Here is a 22,259-nt window from a genome sequence, read left to right as displayed (position 1 = left end):
GGTGAGACGACTTCCGCTTGCCTGCGGCTGAATGTCCAGTCCCAAAGTTCTTGCCGACTCAGCCGCAGCGGAGCGACCACATGGCTTGTGGAGCTTCCGGACTTGGGGAAGCGTCCCATCGGGTCTCGGCATGGAGGGGAGACATCGGCGCTAGGCGTTGGTGAACCCCCGTGGGTCGTTACCCCAGTTTCGAGCAGCGCCACGCGTTGAAACTCGAAACGGGGGCTTACCCATGCCTAGGACGACCCACCGAGACCGCGGACCTGGCCAAGTCCAGCAGGCCATCAGCGCCAGAGATCGGCGCCTGCGCGCCGAGCGCAGGGCCACCGTCGAGACGCGGTCCTTTGCGCCTACGCCGCGCAATGATCTCTTGCCGAACATCCCCAAGGTGATGAAGCGCATCGACGACCTCAAGGTCGCCAAGCGCATGATCCGGAAGGTGACCGAAGACCAGATCGCCAGGGTCATGGTTTCCCTGCAGCAGTTTGGTTTCGTAACGCCGGTCCTGATTGATGGGCAGAACAACATCGCCGACGGCCACAGCCGCTGGGAGGCCGCGCGCAGGCTGGGCCTGACGGAAATCCCCTGCCTGGTCGTGGACCACTTGAGCCCGGCCGAACTCAACTTGCTCAAGATCACCCTGAACCGGACCGCAGAGACCGGAGTCTGGGACTTCGACGCCCTGCAGAAGGACCTGCTCGAGCTGCAGGAAGCGAGCTTCACGCTCGAGGTCACCGGCTTCACCACCCAGGAGATCGATGGCCTGCTGACCTTGGAAGAGCAGCCCCCGGAGCGCGATGAAGTTACCGTGCCTGACCGCAAGGCTTCGCCCGTCACCAGGACGGGCGACATCTGGCGGCTCGGCACGCATCGCGTGATCTGCGGCGATGCGCGGGACCCTGAGGTCTACAAGCAGCTGATGGGCGACGACATCGCCCAGTTGGTGCTGACCGACGAGCCCTACAACGTCCCGGTCGTGGGCCATGTCACCTCGGGCGAACATCGCGAGTTTGCGATGGCAGCGGGTGAGATGACCGAGAGCGAGTTCGAGGCCTTCAACAAGGCCTGGATGGCTCTGTGCCTCGCCTACTTGGCCGAGGGCGGTTTGCTCGGGACCTTCATCGATTGGCGCAGCGTCGAACTGGTGATCCGGACAGGCCGAGGCCTTGGCCTGGCGCTGCTCAACGTGATCGTCTGGGCCAAGACGAACGGCGGGATGGGATCCTTGTATCGGTCCCATCACGAGATGCTCCCGATGTTCAAGAAGGGCGACAAGCCCCACGTCAACAATGTCGAGCTGGGCCGTCACGGTCGCTACCGCTCGAACCTGTGGACCTATCCTGGAGCCAACGTCCTAGGCTCTGACGCCAACACCATGCTGGCTGACCATCCGACGCCCAAGCCCGTGGCGATGCTGGAAGACGCCCTGCGCGACGTCACAAAGTCCAAGGACATTGTGCTGGACCCCTTCTTGGGGTCTGGGTCCACGCTGATCGCGGCCCAGGGCACCGGCCGGCAGTGCCGCGGGATCGAGCTTGATCCGCTCTATGTGGATCTGACCCTGCAACGCTGGGAGAGCCTGACTGGCAAGGTCGCCCACCTAGAGGCGACGGGGCAGACCTTCGCGGAGGTCCGCGACGCCCGCGCCGGCGTGATCGATGTTGACCTTAGCGCGCGCGAACCGGAGGCCGACCAATGAGCCGGGACAGGGAAAAGCCCGAAGGTGACTATGAGGTCGGCTACAAGAAGCCGCCCAAGCACACCCAGTTCAAGCCTGGGGAGTCGGGACGTAGCCGCAAGCGCACCCGTCCTAAGGTGAAGCCCATGATGATGCCCAAGACGCTGGACGAGGTTGTGCGCGAGGCCGCCAGTCGGAAGGTCAAGCTCAAGGACGGCGACAAGGTGCGCGAAGTTCCTTTGTCAGATGTGGTGGTGAGGCGGATCCTCGAGAACGGGATCAGCAGTAAGAACCCGCGAGACGCGCGCCTGGCTCTGGAGCTGCTCACCAGGGCCAACGCGTTCGGAGAACGGGAGCCGACCACAGACGAGATCGCGAGATCGCTGACCCCAGCTGAGCTTCGCTTGATCGAGGGCGTCCGTGAAGACTTTGGCCAGTACTTCCTGGAGCCGGGCGACGACGCCCCTGACCCGGAGGATCGGGAGCAGGACTAGGGCTCCATCGAGGCCGACGATCGGATCTGCTCCTGCAGCGCCGCGATGGTCGCGACCCAGCCGTCAGCGTGATCGAGCAAATCCCTGACCGCCAGGACACGGCCATCGCGGGCGACCCGCCAGGACCAGGGGTCGGGGGTTTCCCGGACAGTTGCGCCAGGCGACAGCGCGGCCACGGCCCGCTGGTAGCCCTGGGCCAGGTCAAGACGGTTGATCTTGCGCAGAGGGTAGTTGGCGTAGTCGGTCTGCAGGCCCCCTGCCCTATCCACTAGGCCAAAGCCAAACACCCGTCCGGCTTCGTCCCGCCATTTCAGGTTCAGGCCGTTCTGGATGTCGGCATAGACCCCCAGGGGCTCCACCTGGGCCAGGAAGGCCTTCAGCCGCTCAGGGACGCCTGGGGCCTTCTGGCCAAGATCTTCCCAGAAGCCTTCGGAGGTGATGGTCATCGGCTTGGCCGAGGCCGCTCCTGGCTGGATCTGGGAGGGGACCACCGTCACCCCGCTGTCCAGCCGAACCACCGCGCGCTCGATCTGCACCGTCCGGGTCACGACCTTCGGCTGGACAAACACCCCACCATCCAAGGGTGACTTCCAGAGCGAGAGCTCCACCAGGGCCAGGGTGAAGTGCAGGCTGACATGGCGCTGTAGATAGCCCGCCAGCTCTTCAGCGCTCTCCTGGATGCCGTCGCCCGCAATCAGGATCAGGAACCGGCCAAGGCGCAGATTGCGGCTTACTGCGTCGACGAAGCTGGCCTCGTCCTCCTGAGCGGCTTCTGCCCCACAGACGAAACGGTAGAGATCAAAGCCAGGATCCTTGTTGGCCCGGCGCACCGCGGCTTGCAGGTCTGCATAGGTCCACCGGGCGAGGTCCTTGGCGTAGTCCAGCACCTGCCCAACTACCTCGCGGCGGGCTTCGCCGTTTCGCCAGAGCTTGGCCTCGACCACCACCACACCCCCGTCTGGGGTCATCAGCAAGTTGTCCATGAAGCCCGAGGGCGCCGGCAGTTCCACACACACCGGAACGACATCCGCCAGCCCCGGCTCGATCTGATCGATCGGCAGCAGGCTGGGGTTTCTCTGGACCAGCATCTGCAGCCAGCGCTCGTCGTAGGCTGCGCCGCTTCCGCGGACCGCCAGCGGCATCCGCTCCAGGGCGTGGACCGCCTCGGTGGCTGATCCCAGGTCGGTGACGACCATCGGCTTTGTGTGTGCACGCATAGGTGTTCCCCCTCAATTATGACTTATAGTCTATGGGCCAAACATCAAGCTTGAACGCGCCATGGCCCCATGGACGTTCGTGTGCGAGTCGGCCGCAACCTGCAGGCCCGCCGTCGGGAGCTTGGGCTCTCGCAGGAAGAGCTCGCCCATCGCGCCGAGGTGCATCAGACCTATTTGAGTGGGGTCGAGCGTGGCCGGCGGAACCCCTCTGTTGTGGTTCTGCAGCGCATCGCCGTCGCTCTTAGCTGTGACATCGAAGACCTGACGCGGAAGCTCTGAGCGGGTCACGGCTCGGCCCTGCGGGCGATGACGTCCAAGGCCTGGTTCAGCGCCTTGGCGTCTGTCAGGAGGCCATCCAAGTAGTCCAGGCCGGAGAGCGCAGATCGCGAGGCGCAGTGTTCGCTGGCGGCTTCGATCAGGCTCGTCAGCACATCCAGCACGTGTTGCTGCGAGGCTTCTGCGATTTCTCTTTCAATGAAGCGCGCCTTACCCATGGACACACCACCGCGTCCTTTGCGGTGGAAGTCCAGTCGGATCATTCCGGCTCGCCTTACTGAAGGCGATGTGGTTCAAGCGAAGTGTCGAGTGTCACGACCGCTTGATGGTGCGCGGGCGTCTTCCGCTTCTGCGGGGGGCGTCCGCGGTGTCTCGGGACAAGTCTGCTCTGCGCCATGAGCAGACGTTGAGGCCTCGCCTACAATTGGACCTTGCCTTGGCCAATTGGGGCCCGCCGCGGGTGCTACACTTCAAGCCGACAATAGCCCGAGCCGGACGCGCCGCCCGAAGCCCTACGATCCCTGATGAGCGTGAGGTTCACCGAGCCACCCTTCCGTGCTTACGCCCTCGCCATCGGCCAGACGACCCTGGCCTGGAACGACCTGCATGAGCACCTAGGTCGGCTCTATGGTATCGTCCTGACGCGGGGCGACCGCACGGCCCAGTTGGAGGAATGGCAACGTTCACGCGTTGATGGCCAGAAGCGCAAGTGGCTCGGCCGGGCCGTGAACGCGATGCCGTATGAACCTTCCGGGTGGACCGAGGAGTTGCGCCTCCATGTTTCTTGGTTGCTTGCCGAGATCAGCGATATCGAGGATCGCCGCAATAATGCCGTCCACGCGCCGCTTCATCTAGTTGCCGATATCGATGCCCTGTTTATCCAGAGCCGCGCGCGCTTCCTCAAGGTCGGCGAAGTCCGTGCCCAAACTTGGGCCTACAATACGCGGGCACAGAGAATTGCGGGGAAGGCGCTGCTCGCCGAATACCGCGCCTGCCGCGACGCCGCCGCGGACGTGCGCGACTTCGTCCGCCTGATCGGCAATTGCGTTGATGAACGCCGCCGCACCAACAGAACTTCGCTTGGCCTAGGGTCCCTAGCCGCCTCCTCAAACGCGCGCCGGCTCCCATCCGTGAACACCAGGCCCGCACGGCGTGGCCGGCCTGGGCGCTAAAGCAGCAGCGGGAGCGCAAGCGCATTTCTCGCCAAGGCTGACGCCGGACCACAAGGGGAGGCCCAGGCTAACCAGAATTGGCAGCTCCGTTCCTACTGGGGCGGGACGGCCGTCTGGGCCGGCCTTACCGACGCTTGGCCCCAAGCACGCTGATGTCCAACGAGGCGCGCTTTGCGCCAGTAGGAGGACTTGTCTCCTTCCCGATAGGCGACCCTTCAAAGGACCGGACACGATATTCTGGTTCCGGCGGAAGGGGCTCTATGGGTTGTAGCTGCATCTGATCTTCTGCAGCCGCTGATATTTTGCCCGTAAGCTGGGGAACTGCCTCAAGCACGGGACGCCGCTTCAAGGCGGTGGCCGGACAAATAGCTCTCGAGAAAGCCCCTGAGGTCCGACTTGCCAACGCCTGGCTAGCCCAGAACCACCATCAGCATGTGTTCCGCCCCGATCGCCCATTTGGGGAGTGTGCGAGACTACCCCAGCGACCTCCAGCATTAGCGTGCAGGGGACGCATAATTTGAGCGAGCGGTCAGCCCGCGCGGAGTTCGGCCGCCTGCAGTGCTTCCCTTGCGATGACGTTGTTGCGCACTTCGTAGGCGACGCCAGTAGGCGAGTCCGAGATGAGCTGGACCACGGTGCAGGGCAACTGTGCTGCCGTGAACTTCCGCTCTAGGAATTCGGTCTCGGCGCGATCGTGGCTCGACATCATCACCTGGTAGCCCTCAAGTTCCACCAAGTTCCGCATGACGTCTGAGAAAGCCGCGGCATGTATGACGTCGTTGTGCTGCAACGGATCGTCCAGTAGCAGGGCGCGCCACCGAGACCAGGGATAGTAGGTGCTTGCGCTACACAGGATACTGAAACCATTCGCCGCCAGCTGCCCCTCGCTTAAGATCAGGCGCGGGTTCACGGGGCGATCCACCGCCTGCTCACCAGCCCGGCTCTTCTCACGCAGGTGGGTATTGAACTCCGAGCGGTCTGCGAAATAGTCGGTGTTCAAAGCGACCGACGTCCCGGGATCGGTGAGCAGCGCGTCGTTGTACGCCGCGATCAACGCGTTCAGTGGTTCCAGGAAGTCCGTTGAATAGGACTGGGTCGCGTCCTTCAGCCGCTCCGATAGACCTAGGATCGCGTTCTGGACAGCGACGACGCGCTGGGAGCCGGCGCGGGCGGCGTCGGCGGCCCCCCTGAGGGCGAGCCGATGGGCCTCGACGGTCTCGCCTGCGCTCTCCTTCTCCATCGCTCGCCGAACATTCTCGAGCTCTTCCTGCCGCGCGGCGACCTGAAGAGCCTCGCCCAGGCGCCGCCGCTCGGCCTCCAACGTCTCCACCGTGGTGCGTCGAGCCTGCAGGTCCGCGACCTGCGCCTGCAGGCTGCCCTGGCGGGGCGGCCCGGTCAGACCCGCGGCCGACCATAGGTCCGCGAACCGGTCCTGCTCCAACCTCAAATCGGCCTGCGCCTGCTGCTTGCCGCTAATTTGTCCCGCCAACCCCATGCCCTCTGCACTGAGGGCCGAGGCCGCCTCCGCCGATACTAGCAACGCGGCCTGTGCGCCTTCGAGCGCCGCCAGCGCCCGATCGTGGTCCGCCTGGGTCTGCGCAGTGAGATCCGGCAGGGTAGCGGGATCCACGCCTTCTTCGCCGAGCCGCACCTGGTACCGCGCCTCCGCCGCTGTGCGGTCCGCATCGGCGCGTACCCGCTCGGCCTTCAGCTGTTGCAGCTGGGCCTCCAGTCGCTGAACGTCCTCGCGGCGCAGTGTGCGCCTTTGTTGGCGCTCAACCGCCAAGGGCTCCTCCGAAGCGAGGGCGCGGCGGGCGGACTCCAAGTCCGTCTTCGCCGAAGAGCGCCGCGCGTGGGCCATTCCGAGCAGGTCGGCAGTGGGATCGAGGACCTGTAATTTCGCCGCAACAAGATTCCGCAAAGCCTCGAGAAGCGCCTGCGACTGGGCCACCTCGGTCTCCGCCGTGGCGAGCGAAGCGCTGGCGCGTGCGGCGCCGTTCAACCCCTCCTGCGCCTCGCGCTGGCGGGCGAGGGCCTCCTCAAGACTGCGCTGCGCCTGGGGCAGGGTCTCGTCGGTCTCCTTCGCCGAAAGCTGGGCGAGCCGCTTGAGTTCGCCTTCCGGGAAGGGCGTGTGGCAGACTGGACAGTCTAGGTCATGATCTGTCAGGTGGGCGGCCAGACTGGCTACGGCCGCCGATATAACGCCGACCCGCTCCCGCAGTTCTAGTAGGTCGGCTTCGCGCGCCTGGACGTCCTTCGCCGCCTCAGCGGTCGCAGCCTCGAAAGCGCTGGCATCGAAAGTCCGGGCTGCGTCGAAGGCGGTCTGGCGGCGCGCCACAGCCGCTTCGTGCGCGGCCTGAAGCTGGGTGAGCGGCGTAGCCTCCGTTACAATTAGCTCCGCCGACGCAAGCCGCGCCTCGGCGACGGCAACAGCCTCCCGCGCCACCCGCCAGGCCGCTAACTCGCCCTCGACCTCGACCAAACCCCTTCGCGCCGCATCCAGTGCTTGCTCCGCCGCAGCGATGGCCGTCTGGATAGATGATGCGCGGGCCTCGGCCTCCGTCTTTTCGCTCAGGTCAGACTGGGCAGCCTGCAAAAGGCGAACGCGCTCGTCTAGACGTTGGGCGCGGTCCTCGTGCTGACGGCGCTCCCGCTCCAATTGTTCTGCACGTGCGATAGCCGCCGCGAGCGCGATCTGGTTCTCGCGATGGCGAGCCTCGAGCACCTGAAGCTCCTGCGTTTCCCTAGCCATACGGGCCTGGGTGTCGGCGTATTGGGCTGGCAGGCCATCCAGAGAGGCAAGAGCCCTCGCACGGGTCTCGATCGCGAGCTTCGCCTCCAGCAACAGATCCGCGATCTGGACCAGGTCCGCGGAGACCTCTGCCGGCGGCTCGATGTCACCCACGCTGGGCTCGATTTCGCTTAAGCGCCGCCGTAAGTCGGCCGCCGCTTCGATGATCTGGGAGCGAGACAGCGCGCCTGCCGCCGCCGCGAGGCCTTCGAGGCGCCGCAGGCGCTGGATCAGTGCGTCCCATTGAGCGAGGCGGGCTTCAGCGTCGCGGACCTCAGCGGCCGCAGCGTCCACGCGTCGATTCAGGGCAATGGTTGGGGAACGGCCCCAAGACGTTTCCAGATCTTCTCCAACCGCTCTACGCCCGAGGGTCCGCGTAAGGTTTCCCACTGCTCGGTGGACTCGCGAGACATGAACCGCTGGTCCGCGCCCTGGCCGAGAAAGTGCGTCAGAGCGAGGTAGACACTCAAGTCGTTTACATCCTCGCGCCAATTCGGACTGACCAGCAGCGCGCTGACTTCCCCTGGGGGGGTCCCGACGGGGCCAGACGGATTTCCAGTGCGTTCCACGAGTCCGTCGCCGAACGCGAGGGTGACGGCATGGGAGAAAGGTTTGGCGCCGTCTCGAGTCAGGTACACTGCTTCAGTGTCGTTGCGCCGCAGATGCTGCGCGAGACGTTTGACCACCCCGGTCAGGCCCCATTCGACAGCGTCGAAGAAGGAGCTCTTACCCAAGCCGTTAGGTCCGGTGATGATCAGGGCACCCGGCCGGTCAGGCAGATCGAGCTGGAAGTCGCCGAAGCTACGGAAGCTCCGCAGGTGGACCTTTGTCAGATACAGGCTCATGGCTCGAGCTCCGGCCAGGCTTCGATGAGGGCGTCCACAAGAGGCGGGCCGTCCTCGTAGTCATCGTCGGCTGCCAGCTTCAGCCAAACGTCGAGGACCTCAGGCGTGATGTTGAGATCTGTGGCCACGGCCACGACCGCGCTCAGGCGGTCGAGCTGACCAGCCGGTTGAGGCGGGAGAGCTTTCCACGGCCGCGCAAGGAAGCTTCGACCGATGAAGGCGGTGAAGGCGGCATCCCGCTCTTCCAAAGCCGCCGGGGGCAGCCAGACAAGCTTGCGCGCCACGCGGTCGTCTCGCTCAACGGCCAGCGCGAGCGCACGCCATTCCGCGTCGACGTCGCTGCCGGGCGGACCCTGAAGCCAGAGCTGCAGGTCCAGGGCCTGCTCAGTTGGCAGGTATGAGCGAGCGACGACGCCCTGGTTCCGATACCGGCGAACCGCCTCCCGCACCAGGGCTACGTCGGGCGCGTCCGGCAGGAGACCGAGCAGCACCGGATAGCGGCCGATGAACAGAGCCCGTATATGGAGGGGGAGATGCGCTCCCTGCAGCGCCTCTTCGCCGGCGCCGCCCCTGAAGTTGCGCGAGGCGAGCTCGGGGCGTGGGTCACACAGCAGGTTCGCCGCCTTTGCGGCGGCCTCAGTTCGCTCTGCTAACTCGGCCAAGCGGTCCGTCATGCCCCCTCCTCCCGCTCTTCGAGCTGCAACACCCACTCCATTTGTCGCCGTTTTTCGGTTCGGGTCAGGTGGTGGCTCATCGCCTCTACACCCTCTCTGAGGGCGGCCATCAACGCAGCGTCGGCGCCGACAATTATCTTGCCCCCCCTGGACGTATCGAGACGAGGCGCGCGCTCATCATCATGCCAGAGCGACCGTTCCGCGGCTTCTTCGACGAAGGCGGGGGCGTTGAGTTCCGAAAGCAACACGATCTCGGCCTCCCAAGCGTGATGCGCAGCCCGGGCGGTAATCGACTCGCCCTCGATAAGCTCCGCGCCCGAGGCGTGGATACGAGCCATCTCGCGGCCGCCAGCGTCCCGGCGCTCAAAGTTTCCGGGCGCGGTCCCTCTGGGGGCCGAGACCGGCCAGGCTTCCGCCGACGCCAGGGTCAGGACCATCGTCCGAACCATACTCGGCAGACGGTGCGGCCCAACCAGTACTTGGCGATCGGTCTGGTCTCCCTGTCCGTCTTCAACGGCGCAGGCAGCTAGACGGAATAGGCGCGCCAGCAACGGTGAATTGCCGCGCAATCGCTCGCGCCAAGTGTTCCAACGCAGGCGCATAGCGTCCCTGAGCGCCGGCTCGATCCGCCAAGCGACCCAGTTCTCAGGTTCGGTTCCTGTTGTGAGGTATTCCGAAAGGTGGACGTCCAGTTTGCGCAGCATCCACCCGTCCATGGCCTCGTGCATTTCGGCGGCGAGTTGGCTAGCGTTGACCTCCTGCATCGCGCAACCGGCACCAGTCAATGGGCCCATGAGTGGCGCTTGGACGGCCTGTGCATGGGGGGACTGGTGCGTCAAACGACTAAACCAATTGGTCCATCGAGGATCGTCGGCCTCCACTCGGACCTGCCGTGCATGGATCGCGAACCGACCGATGGCACAGGCCAGCCCCTCGAGGGCGTCGGGGCCGGCAAGCAGCTCCAGTCGAAGGGGGCGGCGAGGCTCCTCCCACCATTCAAGTAAGGATTGCGGCAGGACGTCGCCGCCCCAGACAACACGCGCCGGACCCTCCCGCCCGATGGCCGCACGACGGGGCTGCTGGGCCATAGCATCCTGCAGCTGCCGCCGAGGGACTGGGAGATCGGCGGCGATCATCGCTCGTTCGAGCGCAGATCTCGCTTCTTCCTCGAGGCTGGGTGGCGCCCGCCGCACTGGATCGGCCTCAAGCCATCGCTCATGTTCGGGCTTGTACGCGTCTCGGATGGCTTCGAATGGCCCGAAGGCCTCGTCTTTGGCCGCACCATGCCTGACGAAGATGTCATCCACGGCGAAAGGCTCCCCACCCGCGACCCGGTAATGGCCGTAGGGTAGTCCATCGGCGCTGATGCGCCCGGGCATGTGCTGGATGGGATGCTCGACTAGCTCGGATGCGCGAAACAGCAGGAAGGCCAAAAGGCGATTCAATGTGGAGGTGTACGGCTCCAGTACGAGGGGTCCTTCGGTGTTGAACACTACCTGGACCCGGCTTCGCAGACGCTCTGCGATCACCTCAAGCAAGCCGTCGGAGCGCAGAATCGGACCAATGTTCCGGTCATAAGCATGCATGTAGTCGAAGCCTGGGCCGTCTCGATCGGCTTCGGCATCGATGTCGAGCAGCTCGTCCGTCAGGCGGTGGATCTCGGGCCATTTGGTCACCAGCTCGATTAAGCGGGTGTGGTCAAAGTCTGTTAGTGCCGCCGCACACAGGTCGATCAGACCTCCGTCTCCTCCACCCGTGACCAGCACCCGCGGCACATTGTGTGCGTACCTTGGACCTTGGGGAACGCCGGCATCGCTCCAGTACGAGCGCAATGGAGCTCCTTCCAACGCGCGTTCGCGGCCGAAGCCGATCGTCAAGAACACGGCGTGGTACAAGGCGGATCCGTTGGCGCCGCCGCTATCCCGATGATGTACCCGATACGCCGAGCCGACCCGCTCGATCTGAGTCACCTCTCGCATCAAGTTGACAGTCACGTTCTGTTGGTAGGCCTGCAGCATGCCGAACTGGCGCATGATGTCTGCGGCGACGTTGCTCGCTGATCCTTGAGTCCAGTCCAGGAACGGAAGTCCGGCTCGCAGGCTGCGTGCCACGGCTCGGGGCCACTCGTAGATGTGCGGATGCAGATTCCGATCATCACAATCCCTCTGGAGATGCAGCGGATGCTGTTCCCGCTCGAACACGTCCACGACCGCCCCTGGGACGAGGAGGCTCAGTGCTGATCCGGAAGCCAAGCCCGCTGCGCCCGCGCCGACCACGGCGAATCGGGTTCGGTCCCCGAGCACCCGATTCTGCGCCAGAGCGTGGACCAGGTTGAAGCCGCGCACCTGCTGCGAGAAGAAGGTGATGCGCCGGTCGAAGGAGCCTACGACGTAAACGTACGGCCAGCCCGGCACGGTGGCGGCGTCAATGGGCTCGAACGAAATCATGGCAGATGAGCACCTACACCCGCAGAATCTACGGGACCGATCCGGGCTCCGCCCGGCTCGTCAAAGGACTCAACCTAGGTTGCACACCTCACTATATCGCATTCAACGCGCATCGGAAGGTCTCCACTTCATCGCGGGTGCAGAGACATAACTGCAGAAGACAGGCACTATGTCTGCCTGATGCTCGGGGCAGAGGCATCTGAGGATCAGCGTAGCATACATCAACCATCAATTCCGATGCGGACATTCTGACGGTCGTCAAAGTGTCCCCTCCTGACGTTCCTGACGTCCGCTATGGGCTCTTGGCTGGCATTGGGAGCGTCCGCTTCCAGGCACCTTGGTGTCCCCCTCCCAGAACCATGCGGTCCGGGCTCTATGGGCGGACCTGACTCTTCGCCGACCTTGGGAACCTCCGCTGTCAGGCGCTGGTCCAAGCCTAGCCATGGCGCGTGGTATTCAAAGGCAACGTTTGGAGGGTCAGCTAGGTTCGCCCGATCACCCGGCAAACGGGGCGAAAGACGGTCACGGCGGGAGACTGGCCCGCCCCGCCGCGCTGCATGTGGCCTTCGGCCTGGGCAAGCTCGAGAAGGTAGTCACGGTATTGAATTGGCCCCGCGGAGCTGAAGTCAGGGCCGATCGTTATGGTGGCGAAGCACCACATTCCAGCCCTGACTTGGCGGGCGCAAACCACTGATCCCACCCGCTTGCCGGCCTTCAGGATCGCATCGAGCTCGGGCGATGGTCGCTGCGGCGCCTTTAGCGCCGCGTTCTCGGCCTTGAGGTCGGTAATCGTCTGAAGGAGCTCTGACTGCACCTGGCACCCGCCACTGAAGCTTCTTCGAATGCCTGAGCCCCTCCTGCCTCCGCGGCTTCAGATCGCTGACGCTCCCCAACGGCCATGTGAGCCGGCACTGACAGGAGCTTCCAGGCGTAGATGGCGACGCCGGCGAAGAGCAGCGCGCCGGCAGAACTCAAGGCGCGTAAGATCGCATCGAACTTCGGTGTCGCGGCATAGGCAGCGACCGCCGGGAGGATGATGGTCGACAGGGTGACGAAGACCCGGCCGCGGCGATCAAGACGCATGAGCTCCCAGGCTTCTTAGAAGTCGCACCGATGAACCTCCCCCTAATAGGCCATCTGCCCTTCAGTTCTCCTACCGCTGGCTGACAGTTTGCTCTGCGCGACTTTCCACAGATGTAGGCTGTGAGATGCACCACCGCCGGTGGCTGATTATCATCGGCTGAACTATATAGAACATCCTAGCAACTCGGAATGGGCATGGGCGCAGACCGCATCGAACGTGTCGCGGCCCAAGGGCGGGCAAACCAGGCGAACTTCCGCCTGGTCGAGAACTGGTGCGCGCACATCCGGATCGAGCGCTGGGGCGGTGTGGGCATGATAGAGAAGATGACCGGTGACCCGATCGGTCACTTCGGCCCGGCCTGCGATCACGCCGGCGCCGATGGCATGATGAGCTGGGATATCCGCGACTCGGCGATCGACTTCTACGATCGTCACTGCAGCAAGTGCACGCTGCGCCAGCCTGTCCGCGACCCCAACCTCAGCCAATGGGTGGCGCAGCGTGATGCTGTGATGGCCGAACAACGGACAAAGGTTGCGGCGGCCGAGCAGGCCGCGGCCGACGCGGCCGCGCTGCGCCGACAGGAACGGCAGGCGCTTCGGGCCGAGCTCTTGCCCGCGGCGCTCGACGTGGTCGAGCAGCTGGATGAGATGGACGGCCCAGGTGCCCGCGAACACTTACAGAGGTTTGTCCTGACAGCACGGCTCGCGCCGGAAGCTTTCCCCGAGCCAGTGCGCGAACACCTGTTCAGCCTGCTCGAAGCGCGCCAGGGGTGGGCCCAGGACGCCGCGCTTGCTGCTCTGACCGAGCTCAGGGCCGACCCGCAACGCACGGCGCGATTCGCCGCCCAGGCGCTTTCCGAGGGAAATGACGGAACTATTCCCATCAGGGCCTTGGTGAGATCCTTGCCGGCCGCCAGCGAGGCTGATGTCGCCGCGGCCTTCAACGCGCTCGTTGAGGTGGCTGACCCACAGCGGGAGCCGTTTTCGGAGATACGCCGCCCGCGGCCGGGGCCTCTCGTCCTGGTGGCCCGCGCGTTCCCGGAGGTGGTCAAGGCGCGGATCGCTGCGCTCTTCTCCGAGGGTACGCCCAGGAGTGTCTCGGTGGCAGCGCGCGCCGTCAAGGCCCTCGCCCGGCGGGCGCCTTCGCTTTCGATGGGTTTCACCCGCGATCTGGTCTCCGCCCTGGTGCGCGCAAAGTGGATGCCTGGCCGCCACGATTTGGAGCGCGACGAGGCTCTCGAAGCGGCGCGCGATGTCGAGACCGCGATCCTCGTGCTCTTCCGCAAGGCGCCGGACGCGATCGACAACCTCCTGCAGAAGTTCCTTGTCGGCGCCTCCAGCGAGGGAGAGACGCGGGTCTACAGGACCTACCACTGGATCTTTTCCAAGCGGTCCTACGACGAGAAGGGACCCGCCGATCCCGCGGAGCGCTTGGCGTTCATCCGCCTGTTCCGGGCGGCACCCACCGCCATCAACTGGGACGTCCTGAACGAGATCATCCAGGGGATTCACAACCGGCCGGAGCGTTACGCCGGCTTGGCCGAGGAGTTCACCGACGAACTGCTGGGCGCGGCGATCGCGATGAATGAGCGGCTAGTGGCCTTCGATGCCGAACCCGAGGCCACGACTCTTCTCGACAGCCTCGAGCGGGGCAACAGGCGCAACGCGCTCTGGCGACTGCGGTCGACTTTCGTGGCCTGGGCCGCAGCGGGAGTGGCGGCCAAGGGAGATCCATCCGCCTACGTCTCAGTGATGCAGAACATCCCTGAGGCCCGCGACAGCTTCGCCGGCTGCATGGTCGAGCATTCGGTGAGGCTAGCGACCTCTGTCGACGGACTGAACGCGATCCTGCCGTCGCTCTATTCCGGCCTGGTCGGCGCCTCGGCCTACCGCCGGGGCGCCGCGGCCACTGCAATCGGCAAGCTGCCTGCGCGGCTTCGGCGCCATGCGCCCGACCTGCTGTTCGAGGCCTTCATCCCGACCCTGACCGATCCATACCGCCACGTGCATGGGGCGTCGCTGAAGGCGTTGGAGCGCATGACGCTTCCCGACGCGCTGAAGCCCCAGGTCCGACATGCCGTCAGCGCCTTAGTCGCATACTACGGCGAGCGGAACGAAGAGCCAGAGATGGTGGTCGACGGGATCGAGATCCTGGTCGGTGACCACCTTTCCGAAGCCGAGCGCGCAGGTCGCCCAGGCGCATATCTGGTTGCCCAGCTTGCGAGGCTTGAGTGGTGGAGATTCTCGTCGAGCATCGTCTACCTCGCCCGCCAGCTCGGCCGCGCCAAAGGGCTTGTTGACCTTCTGCTGAAGAGGCTGTCCGATCCCAACATCACGGACCACGACATCCACGACGTTTTGGACGCCCTTGGCGGTGTCCCGAACGAGGTGCTCTACGAACACCGAGCGGCGCTTGCTGCCGTCCCCGCCGGCTCGGTCTGGGAGGTCCGCCGGCGGGTGCACGGGCTCGTCGAACTTCTGAGTCGTTGTGGCGCCTGGAAGGAGGCGGTGGAGCTGGCTGAACGCGCGATTGCCGAAATCCCGGACACCCGCCGCGAGCGCGGACAGCGGCAGCTGATGCAGCTGCTGGCCAGTGCCACGCGCTATGAGCTCGCCCTGGCGAGCGGCGACGAGACAGCGGCCGCGGCGGCCGCAGAATCCTGGCGCGAGCTGCACGCGCAGATGGGGCGCGGCCGCGATGCAGCGTAACCAGGTGGTGCACCAGTCCACCTTTCCCGCGCGACTGGAGGCCGTCGACCAGCTCCGCACCGCGGTGAGGCGGGATAGGGGTGATCCCGATGGCCTGCGCGCTGCCGCCACGGCCATCGACGAAGCCACCACGCGTTACTCTGACAAGCAGATCGCCGTCGTCCACTCCGCCTTCGCTGAGCTGCTGCGGGTCGTGGCGCAGCTCGTAGAATGGCGCGCCGCTGTGCTCGCCGCTGGCGTCGAGGCCGACCGGTTCCAGCGCGCCGCGCAGATGCGACTGGCTGGCTGGAAGGACGAGTATGGCGCGCGTTTAGAGACCAAGGCGCTTACCCCAACCGCCGAGGCCCTCGCCACGGTGCCGGACCCGCTGCAGCTAGGTGAGCTTTGCCGCCAACTGGCGCTGATCGCGCTGCCGGTTGCCATCGACGGCGATGAACGACGGTGGCCGCGGCCCTGGGCGCGAAGCGACAACGCCGAGAAGAAGACGCCGCCTCCGGTCGAACTCAGTGTAGTGTTCGTCACCTTCGAGGTGGATGGCGCTCCCGCTTCGTCGCTGGACTACCTGACGCCGAATGAAAGCCACGACCTCGAAATTGAGGTGCGGGTATCGCGGTGGCCAGATGAGGCCACGACGCTGCGCCTGTCGCCGGTGAGCATCGAGGCGCCCGGCAGCTTCGAGCTGCCGACTTTCGAGCTGCAGCGTCCGAAAGGCGATCCTCCTCTTGAGGTCCGCCAGCGCGGGCGCGCGCGGATCCTTGGCGGCCAGGCGCTGCGCGCCCGGCCTTTCGAGTTCAGGTTCGCCGCCGAATTCGCGCCCCTGGCGGCGGAACAGCCGGTCAACGTGGTCGGCCATCGCACGCTTAGGTTCGAGAGCATTGATGTGGCGCGTTCGCCGTTGACCGGCGACGAGGCCGTGGATCGGCGGCTGATCGAGATCCGCAATGAACTGCGCCAGACCCCCGGGCTCGCACAGGCCGATCTTGAAGCCGCCATGTCGCTGGCCCAGAGTCTCAGCCGACTGGCCGTCCGGTCGCTTGCCGACAACATCTTCCCCGAGCCGATCGCCGAAAAGGCGTTTCAGGAGCAGGTGCGTGACGAACTGCGCCGCGACCCGGTCGTCGGCCCAAAACTCGCCGTCCACGGTAATGTGGCCGCTGGCATCCGCGATCTTTCCCTAAACGCGGTGCCGATGGAACTGAAGGTCGACCACGACCGGGTCTTGGCCCTGGCCGAGGGCCAGGATTACGTCGAACAGGCGATCTCCTATGCGGTGGGTGCGGGCAAGCGCGTCGCGGTGCTGGGCATCCTGAATGCGCCGACGCGAACGGCGGCCGCCAATCCGGCTGAAACCGGCATCGGCGTGTTGCGATCGAAGTCCGGACTGCCGGTCATCACAGTGCTGATCCAGGGTGCGCTGCCCCGGCCAAGCGACCTGTCCCGCTGAACCCTAGGCCCCCCTCCGGTCGGCGGCGTCTTCCGTAAGGGCGGGCGCCTCGTCGAACGGAACGGCTTCCGCCTCCAAGCGAAAGAGATGGTTCAGCAGCAGGAACTCGGCGAGCGTATCGGACTGCGGATGCTCCCGGTGCTGCCGCGGATTGCGATAGGCGCCGAACACGCCAGTGAAAAGTTCCCGCCGGCCCACCCGCTCAGCCCGATGAGGCGTGGGCCAGGCGAGCTTGCCCTTCGCCGGTTCGAAGGCGGCGTGAAACAGCTTCTGGCCGTGATCCGCCAGGCCAGTTCTGCTGCGAACCGAGTCCTCCAGACGACGGTAACCGACGGTGAGGCAATGGTCGGGCCGATCCCAGAAGTCGCGGGCCAGGTCCGCCAGACGTGGATCGATCACCGAATATGGCAGGACGGAAGGGAACTGCCGCCAGAGCTTTCCGTGGTGTGCGCGGTCTAAGTCGCGCGCCGCAATGTATTCGTCGCCCCAACGAGACGGCCGAACCACCGGCCCTTCATTGCAGCGCTCAAGGTCGCGGCTCGTCAGCGCCGAGCGGTCCAAGCGGGTCATCTGCGCCTGGGTGATCTTGCATTCGTCGATCTCGATGTCCTGGGCGAAAAGGACGGCAAGCACGAAAGACAAGGCCTTGCAGCCGGTCCCGCCATAGCCGGAGGAGAAGCCCGACTTGATGGCGATCTGGTCGCCGATGGCGTCGGTGAGCAGCAGCGCGTGGCGGTTGGTGTGGCTGAGGATGCGGGCGTGCACAATGTGGCCGCCGCATTGCACAAGGCGGATGACCGCAGCTTCGCATTCTGCCGAGGCGCCGGCGATCCCGTGATACTGAATCCCCGCCGCCGTTGACCTGGCCATCCTTGCGTCTCCACTCTCGATCTCGGCCCAGCACAGGCGGCTGGTCGTGCTCTCAAATCTGGGGTCATACGCGCCGCAGGCCAAGCGCTCGCTCGGCGGCCAGAATCGGTGAAGCTTCAGACCATGGCCTGGGCGCTCGCGCCAAAGTCTATCGATGTCCAGCGCCTGGGCGACGTCGCGCTCCGGGAGTTGGTCGTGCGCCTGATCACTGGCGACCTGGCCGCGGCGGGCCTGCCGACCACCGCCGTGAAGGCCGGCGGGGACCAGACTGCGCCCGACGGCGGCATCGACGTGCGCGTCGAGGGAGATTTCACGACCCTGGACAATGTCCCGGCTATCCCGCTCGGGGTGCAGGTGAAGGCCGAAAAGATGCCGGCCGCCAAGATCGGCAAGGAAATGCGGCCAAAGGACAAGCCGCGGGCAGTGTTCGCCGAGCTTGCTGCCGCAGGCGGCGCTTATGTGATCGTGTCCGGGCGCGACAATACCAGCGACGAACAGCTCCGCCTTCGCGAAGCGGCGATGCGGCTGGCCCTGCGCGACGTTCCGGGCGGCGAGAACCTGAAGGTGCGCTTTTACGATTCCGACCAGGTGGCGCGCTGGGCCGCCGGCCAGCCGGGGGTGTCGCTCTGGCTAGCGCGGGAAGTCGGCGCGCCGCGTGACGGCTGGATCGCCCACGGCCGGTGGGCTTCGCCCAATGACGCCTCCGACTTGGGATACCTTGGTGACTCCACTTCGCGCGCCAGATTCAGCGACAGCGATGGCGCCACGACGGTTACGGAGGCGCTGGCGCGGCTGAAGACCCACCTTGCCGAACCAAAGGCGGTTGCCCGCCTGGTCGGGCTATCGGGGATGGGCAAGACCCGCCTCGCCCAGGCGCTTTTCGAGGAGCAGGGCGAGGCGGCTAAGGGTCTTTCCGTCGACTTGGCCGTGTACGGCGATGTCGGTGGAGCGCTGGGCGTCACGCCGGAGCTCCTGGCCGCGCAGTTGGCCGAAACTGGCACCCGCGCCGTCCTCGTGGTGGACAATTGCAATGCCGAGCTTCATCGGCGGCTGACCCAGATCGTGAGAGGGGCCCGCGGGGCGCTGAGCCTACTGACAATCGACTTCGATGTCGGCGACGACCGGCCGGAAGACACCCTCATCCTGCGTCTGGAGCCGGCGGCCGACGATCTGATCGAGCGGCTGTTGCACCGCCGCTTTCCGCGGCTCGGCCTGCAGGACCGGATGCGGATCGCCCAGTTCTCCGGCGGCAACAGCCGCGTGGCGCTGGCGCTGGCGGCTGCCACCCGCGGGGTGTCGATCGAGAAGCTGAACGATCGAGAGCTCCTCGACCGTCTGTTCCTCACTGGGCGGCGAGGCATGGATGACGACCTGCGCCGGGTCGCCCGGGCCATGTCCCTGTTCGGGGCCATCGACCTGAATGCGGAGCGCGGCCCTGAAGAGATCGCCACGATCCGCCGCCTGTCAGAGGTCTCCGAAATCGTTTTTCACGAGAAGGTGCGGGAACTTCTGGACCGGGGGCTGGCGCAGCAGCGCGGGACCCAGCGCGCCGTGTTGCCTCAGGCCCTGGCCCTCAGGCTCGCCGACGATGCGCTCAACAACCTACCGCCGCGCCTTCCCGAGAGCGCGATCATGGTCGAAGGACCCGCCCGTCTGGCAGATTCGTTCCTGAAGCGGTTGGGTACCATGAGCCAGAATCCCGTGGCGCGTCAGCTCGGAGCTGACCTTCTTGCGCCAGGCGGCAAGCTCGTACCGGTCGACCTCTCGCATGAAGACCCCTGGAACCGCCTCGCCCACCTGGCGCCGCTTGCTCCGCAAAGGGCGCTAGAGATCGCGCTCGAGGCCGTGGGCCGCGCGGACCCCGAAGACGATCACTTCCGCTACATGGTCGCGGACAAGCTGGCACGCCTTCTGATGGCGCTGGCCTTCGACGACGCCCTGTTCTGCCGCGCTACCCTCGGCTTGGCCGATCTCCTTCAGCGCTTGCCAAGTCCGCATGGCCTGGGCGCTTACAAGAACGACTTCCTGTGCCTCTTCCAGGCGCGGCAGTCCGGGACCTTCGCCTCGCAAGCCACCCGCAACGCCGTGATCGATGAGCTCCTGAGGTCGCCAGTTCTGAAGCGCCAGAACCTTGGTATCGAAGCACTCTGCGCGTCCCTTCGCACCAGCTTCGAACGAATGTCCCGATCCCTGGCCTTCGGCGACCGCCTGCCGGAGGCGGGCTGGAAGCCGCAAGGCACAGAGGAATGGCGGGCATGGTACGCCTCGGCGCTTTTGGCCACCGAGGCTGCCCTCGCCAGACCGGAGTACGCTGACCGCCTCATGCCGCGGCTCGCCACCCTGATTGGCGAGATGCTGCGCTACGAGGACATTCGTGACCTTGGTGTCGCGGCCATGCGGCGGATCGCGGGCGGGAAATTCTGGCGGCAAGGCTGGGTGGAAGTCAGCCGGTGCGTCGCCGGCTTCCGCAGGCACGGCAAAGACCCGCCGGAAGAGCTCTCAGCGTTGGAAGGTGAGATGCGGCCGAGCACCATCGCGGACCGCTTCGAGGCGTGGGTCCAGGGCTATCCCAATCATTATATCGAGGCCCTGCCTGACCACCAGAACGGCTGGGCGGCCTTCGAAAATCATGGGCGCGCCCTGGGCGCCGAGGCGGCGGCCTCTGCAGAGGCCTATGACTACGTGGTCCCGCGAGCGCTTCGGAAGCCCGCCAGCTATCCCCAGGCGGTTGGTGAGGGGTACGGCGCGGCCATCCAGGACTTGAACGCCGCCTGGACACGGCTGGTCGCCGAACTGGAGACGGTAAACGCAACTGAGCAAGAGCCACGGTTCCTGGTCGGCTTCCTGCAGGCCGCCGCTAAACGCCAGCCTCAAGCCATCGGGCCCTGGCTGGACGCGGCCCTGGCCGGCAAAGGTCTGCGCAGGTGGACCGTTGAGCTCAACAGCGCGCTCGGCCCCTTGGCTGAGCCGGAGGCGCGCCGGGTGCTGCGAGCGCTCGAGATGGGCGCAATGACCGCGGCATCGTTTGAGGGCCTAGTGTACGGCCGCCGGACTTTCTTTATCCCCAACCCGTTGATGGCGGACATCTTCCGGGGTCTCATGAAACTCCCCGGGGGCCTCGCCGTCGCCGCGGCGCTGGTGGCCATGCGCTACCACGGCGGCAAGGAGGCCCCACTCGACGCGGGCCTGCTGGTGGTGGGCCGGGAACTGCTGGATGCGATCGCCGAAGACGGCGGCGAGCCGCTGCGGAGCACCGATCTCATGCTGATCGCGACGACCTGTCTGGTCGGCGCCGCGGGGGCGAAGACGGCGCGGCGCATCTCCCGACGGATGGTCAGCGCCGCCGATCAGGAGTTTCAGGGCGGCTGGGTCGACAACCTGCCGAGCCTGATCCTGGAACGCTTTCCCGCCGTCGGGCTGGACGAGTTCCTGGGCGGCAGGCCGTCGCCCAATTCCTACAAGCTTGAGCACCTGCTTGGTGGCGGGGATTCCGACGACCACCCCAACAATCGGCCGTTGAACGGTGTCGACGATCAGCTACTGCAGGCCTGGGTCCTGAAGGCGCCGGACAGCCGCGCGGCGCGGCTGGCCAGGTTCGTCGGTTACTTCGAGGCGCAGAACGACACCTTCCGGTGGACCCCGATCGCCTTGTGGCTGCTCGACCTGCGCGACGCCGGGGATGTGGGCCGAATCTTCTCCGACCGCTTCCACGTGGGAAGCTGGAGCGGCTCCGAAGAGAGCCGCTTCGTGCGCCGGCTCAATCTGACGGCCGCCCTTGTGGACCATCATAACCCGTCGGTGGCCGCCTGGGGGCGTGAGCAGCACGAGATGCTTCTTCGGATCATCAAGGAGATCGAACAGCGCAAGCGGGCGGCCAATGAGAAGTTCGAGTGATCCACATGGATGCTGAGCTCGATCGCCGCTGATAGCGACGGGGCCTAAGGCCAAGGGCTGCGAATGGCGCAAACCTGACGCCCGTCATCCTCGCATAATATGTATTGTCAGAACTTGAAGGCGGCTCCTCCGCCACCAACGGGCTGGTTAAGTGAGGAACCTTTCACGGTAAGGGCAGGCCCCTCCTAAGAGCTGCTTCACAGAGCCATGACCGACTGGCCCCAATGGGACCCGAGATCCAGCGCCGGCAGCATCTCAGCGCCAGAAATCGGTATGCTCGAAGCGATCCAGGCCGCAGCACACTGTGCTATCTCAGATACTTCCCCTCGGCCCTATTGCGCAAATGAGAAGCGCCATCCCGCCGCCAGTCACCATCTGCTGGGCGCGCGGCGGGCCTCGGGTCCGCATGAGCCGGCCGAACCTGGAAGTTTGACACTGGCGATCTAAGCCCTTGGAAAACCACGAGCCGCCTGAAGCGGGTTTAACAGTCCAAGCCCCTAGACACGCTTACTCTCAGCACTCACTCCCGGGCCGGCACAACGTCTATCGTGCTCCCTCAGCAGAGACAGCGCCCGATTTTCCTCGCTTTGACCTGCCCCCTTCCTGATCCCTCGATTTGAGTGAGAGTCCGTCACCCAAGGAGACGGACGTGAAGAAGAGCAGGT

General features: G+C 65.6%; 15 protein-coding genes. 7 read left to right on the top strand and 8 right to left on the bottom strand.

The window, feature by feature from the left end; genetic code table 11:
- Window positions 1-232: 232 nt before the first annotated feature.
- Complete coding sequence (locus ACFQ27_RS13400; protein WP_377353931.1) at window positions 233-1,699, top strand: site-specific DNA-methyltransferase; 1,467 nt, start codon at window positions 233-235, stop codon at window positions 1,697-1,699.
- Complete coding sequence (locus tag ACFQ27_RS13395; RefSeq protein ID WP_377353930.1) at window positions 1,696-2,172, top strand: DUF5681 domain-containing protein; 477 nt, start codon at window positions 1,696-1,698, stop codon at window positions 2,170-2,172. The genes ACFQ27_RS13400 and ACFQ27_RS13395 overlap by 4 nt, the downstream gene beginning before the upstream one ends.
- On the opposite strand, the gene ACFQ27_RS13390 is transcribed toward ACFQ27_RS13395, so the two are convergent.
- Window positions 2,169-3,389: a hypothetical protein gene (locus ACFQ27_RS13390; protein ID WP_377353929.1), complete on the bottom strand. Its 1,221-nt coding sequence runs from the start codon at window positions 3,387-3,389 to the stop codon at window positions 2,169-2,171. The genes ACFQ27_RS13395 and ACFQ27_RS13390 overlap by 4 nt on opposite strands.
- 69 nt (window positions 3,390-3,458) lie before the next feature.
- Between ACFQ27_RS13390 and ACFQ27_RS13385 the strand changes: the two genes are divergently transcribed.
- The gene (locus ACFQ27_RS13385) at window positions 3,459-3,668 is read left to right on the top strand and encodes a helix-turn-helix domain-containing protein (protein ID WP_377353928.1); all 210 of its coding nucleotides are present in this window, start codon (window positions 3,459-3,461) and stop codon (window positions 3,666-3,668) included.
- A 5-nt stretch (window positions 3,669-3,673) separates the two neighbouring features.
- On the opposite strand, the gene ACFQ27_RS13380 is transcribed toward ACFQ27_RS13385, so the two are convergent.
- Entirely contained in the window at window positions 3,674-3,928 is a 255-nt protein-coding gene (locus ACFQ27_RS13380; protein WP_377353927.1) for a hypothetical protein, read from the bottom strand.
- 261 nt (window positions 3,929-4,189) lie between these two features.
- Between ACFQ27_RS13380 and ACFQ27_RS13375 the strand changes: the two genes are divergently transcribed.
- Window positions 4,190-4,837 (top strand): hypothetical protein, encoded by a 648-nt coding sequence (locus ACFQ27_RS13375; protein ID WP_377353926.1) that lies wholly within the window; start codon window positions 4,190-4,192, stop codon window positions 4,835-4,837.
- A gap of 529 nt (window positions 4,838-5,366) precedes the next feature.
- Here ACFQ27_RS13375 and ACFQ27_RS13370 read toward each other — a convergent pair.
- The 5 genes from ACFQ27_RS13370 to ACFQ27_RS13350 form a co-directional block, all read right to left on the bottom strand.
- Window positions 5,367-7,922, bottom strand: coding sequence for a hypothetical protein (locus tag ACFQ27_RS13370; protein ID WP_377353925.1), 2,556 nt, complete (start codon window positions 7,920-7,922; stop codon window positions 5,367-5,369).
- 8 nt (window positions 7,923-7,930) lie between these two features.
- On the bottom strand, window positions 7,931-8,473 hold the full coding sequence (locus ACFQ27_RS13365; RefSeq protein ID WP_377353924.1) for an AAA family ATPase: 543 nt from the start codon (window positions 8,471-8,473) through the stop codon (window positions 7,931-7,933).
- Window positions 8,470-9,147 carry a hypothetical protein gene (locus ACFQ27_RS13360; RefSeq protein WP_377353923.1) on the bottom strand — a complete coding sequence of 226 codons (678 nt, stop codon included), beginning with the start codon at window positions 9,145-9,147 and terminating at the stop codon, window positions 8,470-8,472. The genes ACFQ27_RS13365 and ACFQ27_RS13360 overlap by 4 nt, the downstream gene beginning before the upstream one ends.
- Entirely contained in the window at window positions 9,144-11,594 is a 2,451-nt protein-coding gene (locus ACFQ27_RS13355) for an ABC-three component system protein (protein WP_377353921.1), read from the bottom strand. The genes ACFQ27_RS13360 and ACFQ27_RS13355 overlap by 4 nt, the downstream gene beginning before the upstream one ends.
- A gap of 481 nt (window positions 11,595-12,075) precedes the next feature.
- Window positions 12,076-12,408, bottom strand: coding sequence for a hypothetical protein (locus tag ACFQ27_RS13350; protein ID WP_377353920.1), 333 nt, complete (start codon window positions 12,406-12,408; stop codon window positions 12,076-12,078).
- Window positions 12,409-12,872: 464 nt separating this feature from the next.
- Between ACFQ27_RS13350 and ACFQ27_RS13345 the strand changes: the two genes are divergently transcribed.
- Both ACFQ27_RS13345 and ACFQ27_RS13340 read left to right on the top strand, forming a co-directional pair.
- Complete coding sequence (locus tag ACFQ27_RS13345) at window positions 12,873-15,386, top strand: hypothetical protein (protein ID WP_377353919.1); 2,514 nt, start codon at window positions 12,873-12,875, stop codon at window positions 15,384-15,386.
- Window positions 15,376-16,830 carry a hypothetical protein gene (locus ACFQ27_RS13340; protein ID WP_377353918.1) on the top strand — a complete coding sequence of 485 codons (1,455 nt, stop codon included), beginning with the start codon at window positions 15,376-15,378 and terminating at the stop codon, window positions 16,828-16,830. The genes ACFQ27_RS13345 and ACFQ27_RS13340 overlap by 11 nt, the downstream gene beginning before the upstream one ends.
- Window positions 16,831-16,833: 3 nt before the next feature.
- Here the strand turns inward: ACFQ27_RS13340 and ACFQ27_RS13335 are convergent, their stop codons facing one another.
- On the bottom strand, window positions 16,834-17,700 hold the full coding sequence (locus ACFQ27_RS13335; protein WP_377353917.1) for a TIGR02391 family protein: 867 nt from the start codon (window positions 17,698-17,700) through the stop codon (window positions 16,834-16,836).
- Between the two features lie 123 nt (window positions 17,701-17,823).
- Here ACFQ27_RS13335 and ACFQ27_RS13330 point away from each other — a divergent pair, with 123 nt between their 5' ends.
- Complete coding sequence (locus tag ACFQ27_RS13330) at window positions 17,824-21,594, top strand: hypothetical protein (RefSeq protein ID WP_377353916.1); 3,771 nt, start codon at window positions 17,824-17,826, stop codon at window positions 21,592-21,594.
- Window positions 21,595-22,259: the final 665 nt, after the last annotated feature.

Origin of the sequence: Phenylobacterium conjunctum (genome assembly GCF_042679085.1) — a bacterium.
GTDB lineage: Bacteria > Pseudomonadota > Alphaproteobacteria > Caulobacterales > Caulobacteraceae > Phenylobacterium > Phenylobacterium conjunctum.
Note: the sequence above shows the minus strand (reverse complement) of the source record. Positions and strands in the feature narration are given on the sequence as shown.

Coding starts and splice junctions, on each gene's coding strand:
- ACFQ27_RS13360 (WP_377353923.1), bottom strand. CDS start 9,147: ATGACGGACCGCTTGGCCGAGTTAGCAGAGCGAACTGAGGCCGCCGCA.
- ACFQ27_RS13335 (WP_377353917.1), bottom strand. CDS start 17,700: ATGGCCAGGTCAACGGCGGCGGGGATTCAGTATCACGGGATCGCCGGC.
- ACFQ27_RS13355 (WP_377353921.1), bottom strand. CDS start 11,594: ATGATTTCGTTCGAGCCCATTGACGCCGCCACCGTGCCGGGCTGGCCG.
- ACFQ27_RS13340 (WP_377353918.1), top strand. CDS start 15,376: ATGCAGCGTAACCAGGTGGTGCACCAGTCCACCTTTCCCGCGCGACTG.
- ACFQ27_RS13390 (WP_377353929.1), bottom strand. CDS start 3,389: ATGCGTGCACACACAAAGCCGATGGTCGTCACCGACCTGGGATCAGCC.
- ACFQ27_RS13345 (WP_377353919.1), top strand. CDS start 12,873: ATGGGCGCAGACCGCATCGAACGTGTCGCGGCCCAAGGGCGGGCAAAC.
- ACFQ27_RS13375 (WP_377353926.1), top strand. CDS start 4,190: ATGAGCGTGAGGTTCACCGAGCCACCCTTCCGTGCTTACGCCCTCGCC.
- ACFQ27_RS13400 (WP_377353931.1), top strand. CDS start 233: ATGCCTAGGACGACCCACCGAGACCGCGGACCTGGCCAAGTCCAGCAG.
- ACFQ27_RS13385 (WP_377353928.1), top strand. CDS start 3,459: ATGGACGTTCGTGTGCGAGTCGGCCGCAACCTGCAGGCCCGCCGTCGG.
- ACFQ27_RS13395 (WP_377353930.1), top strand. CDS start 1,696: ATGAGCCGGGACAGGGAAAAGCCCGAAGGTGACTATGAGGTCGGCTAC.
- ACFQ27_RS13365 (WP_377353924.1), bottom strand. CDS start 8,473: ATGAGCCTGTATCTGACAAAGGTCCACCTGCGGAGCTTCCGTAGCTTC.
- ACFQ27_RS13330 (WP_377353916.1), top strand. CDS start 17,824: ATGGCCTGGGCGCTCGCGCCAAAGTCTATCGATGTCCAGCGCCTGGGC.
- ACFQ27_RS13380 (WP_377353927.1), bottom strand. CDS start 3,928: ATGATCCGACTGGACTTCCACCGCAAAGGACGCGGTGGTGTGTCCATG.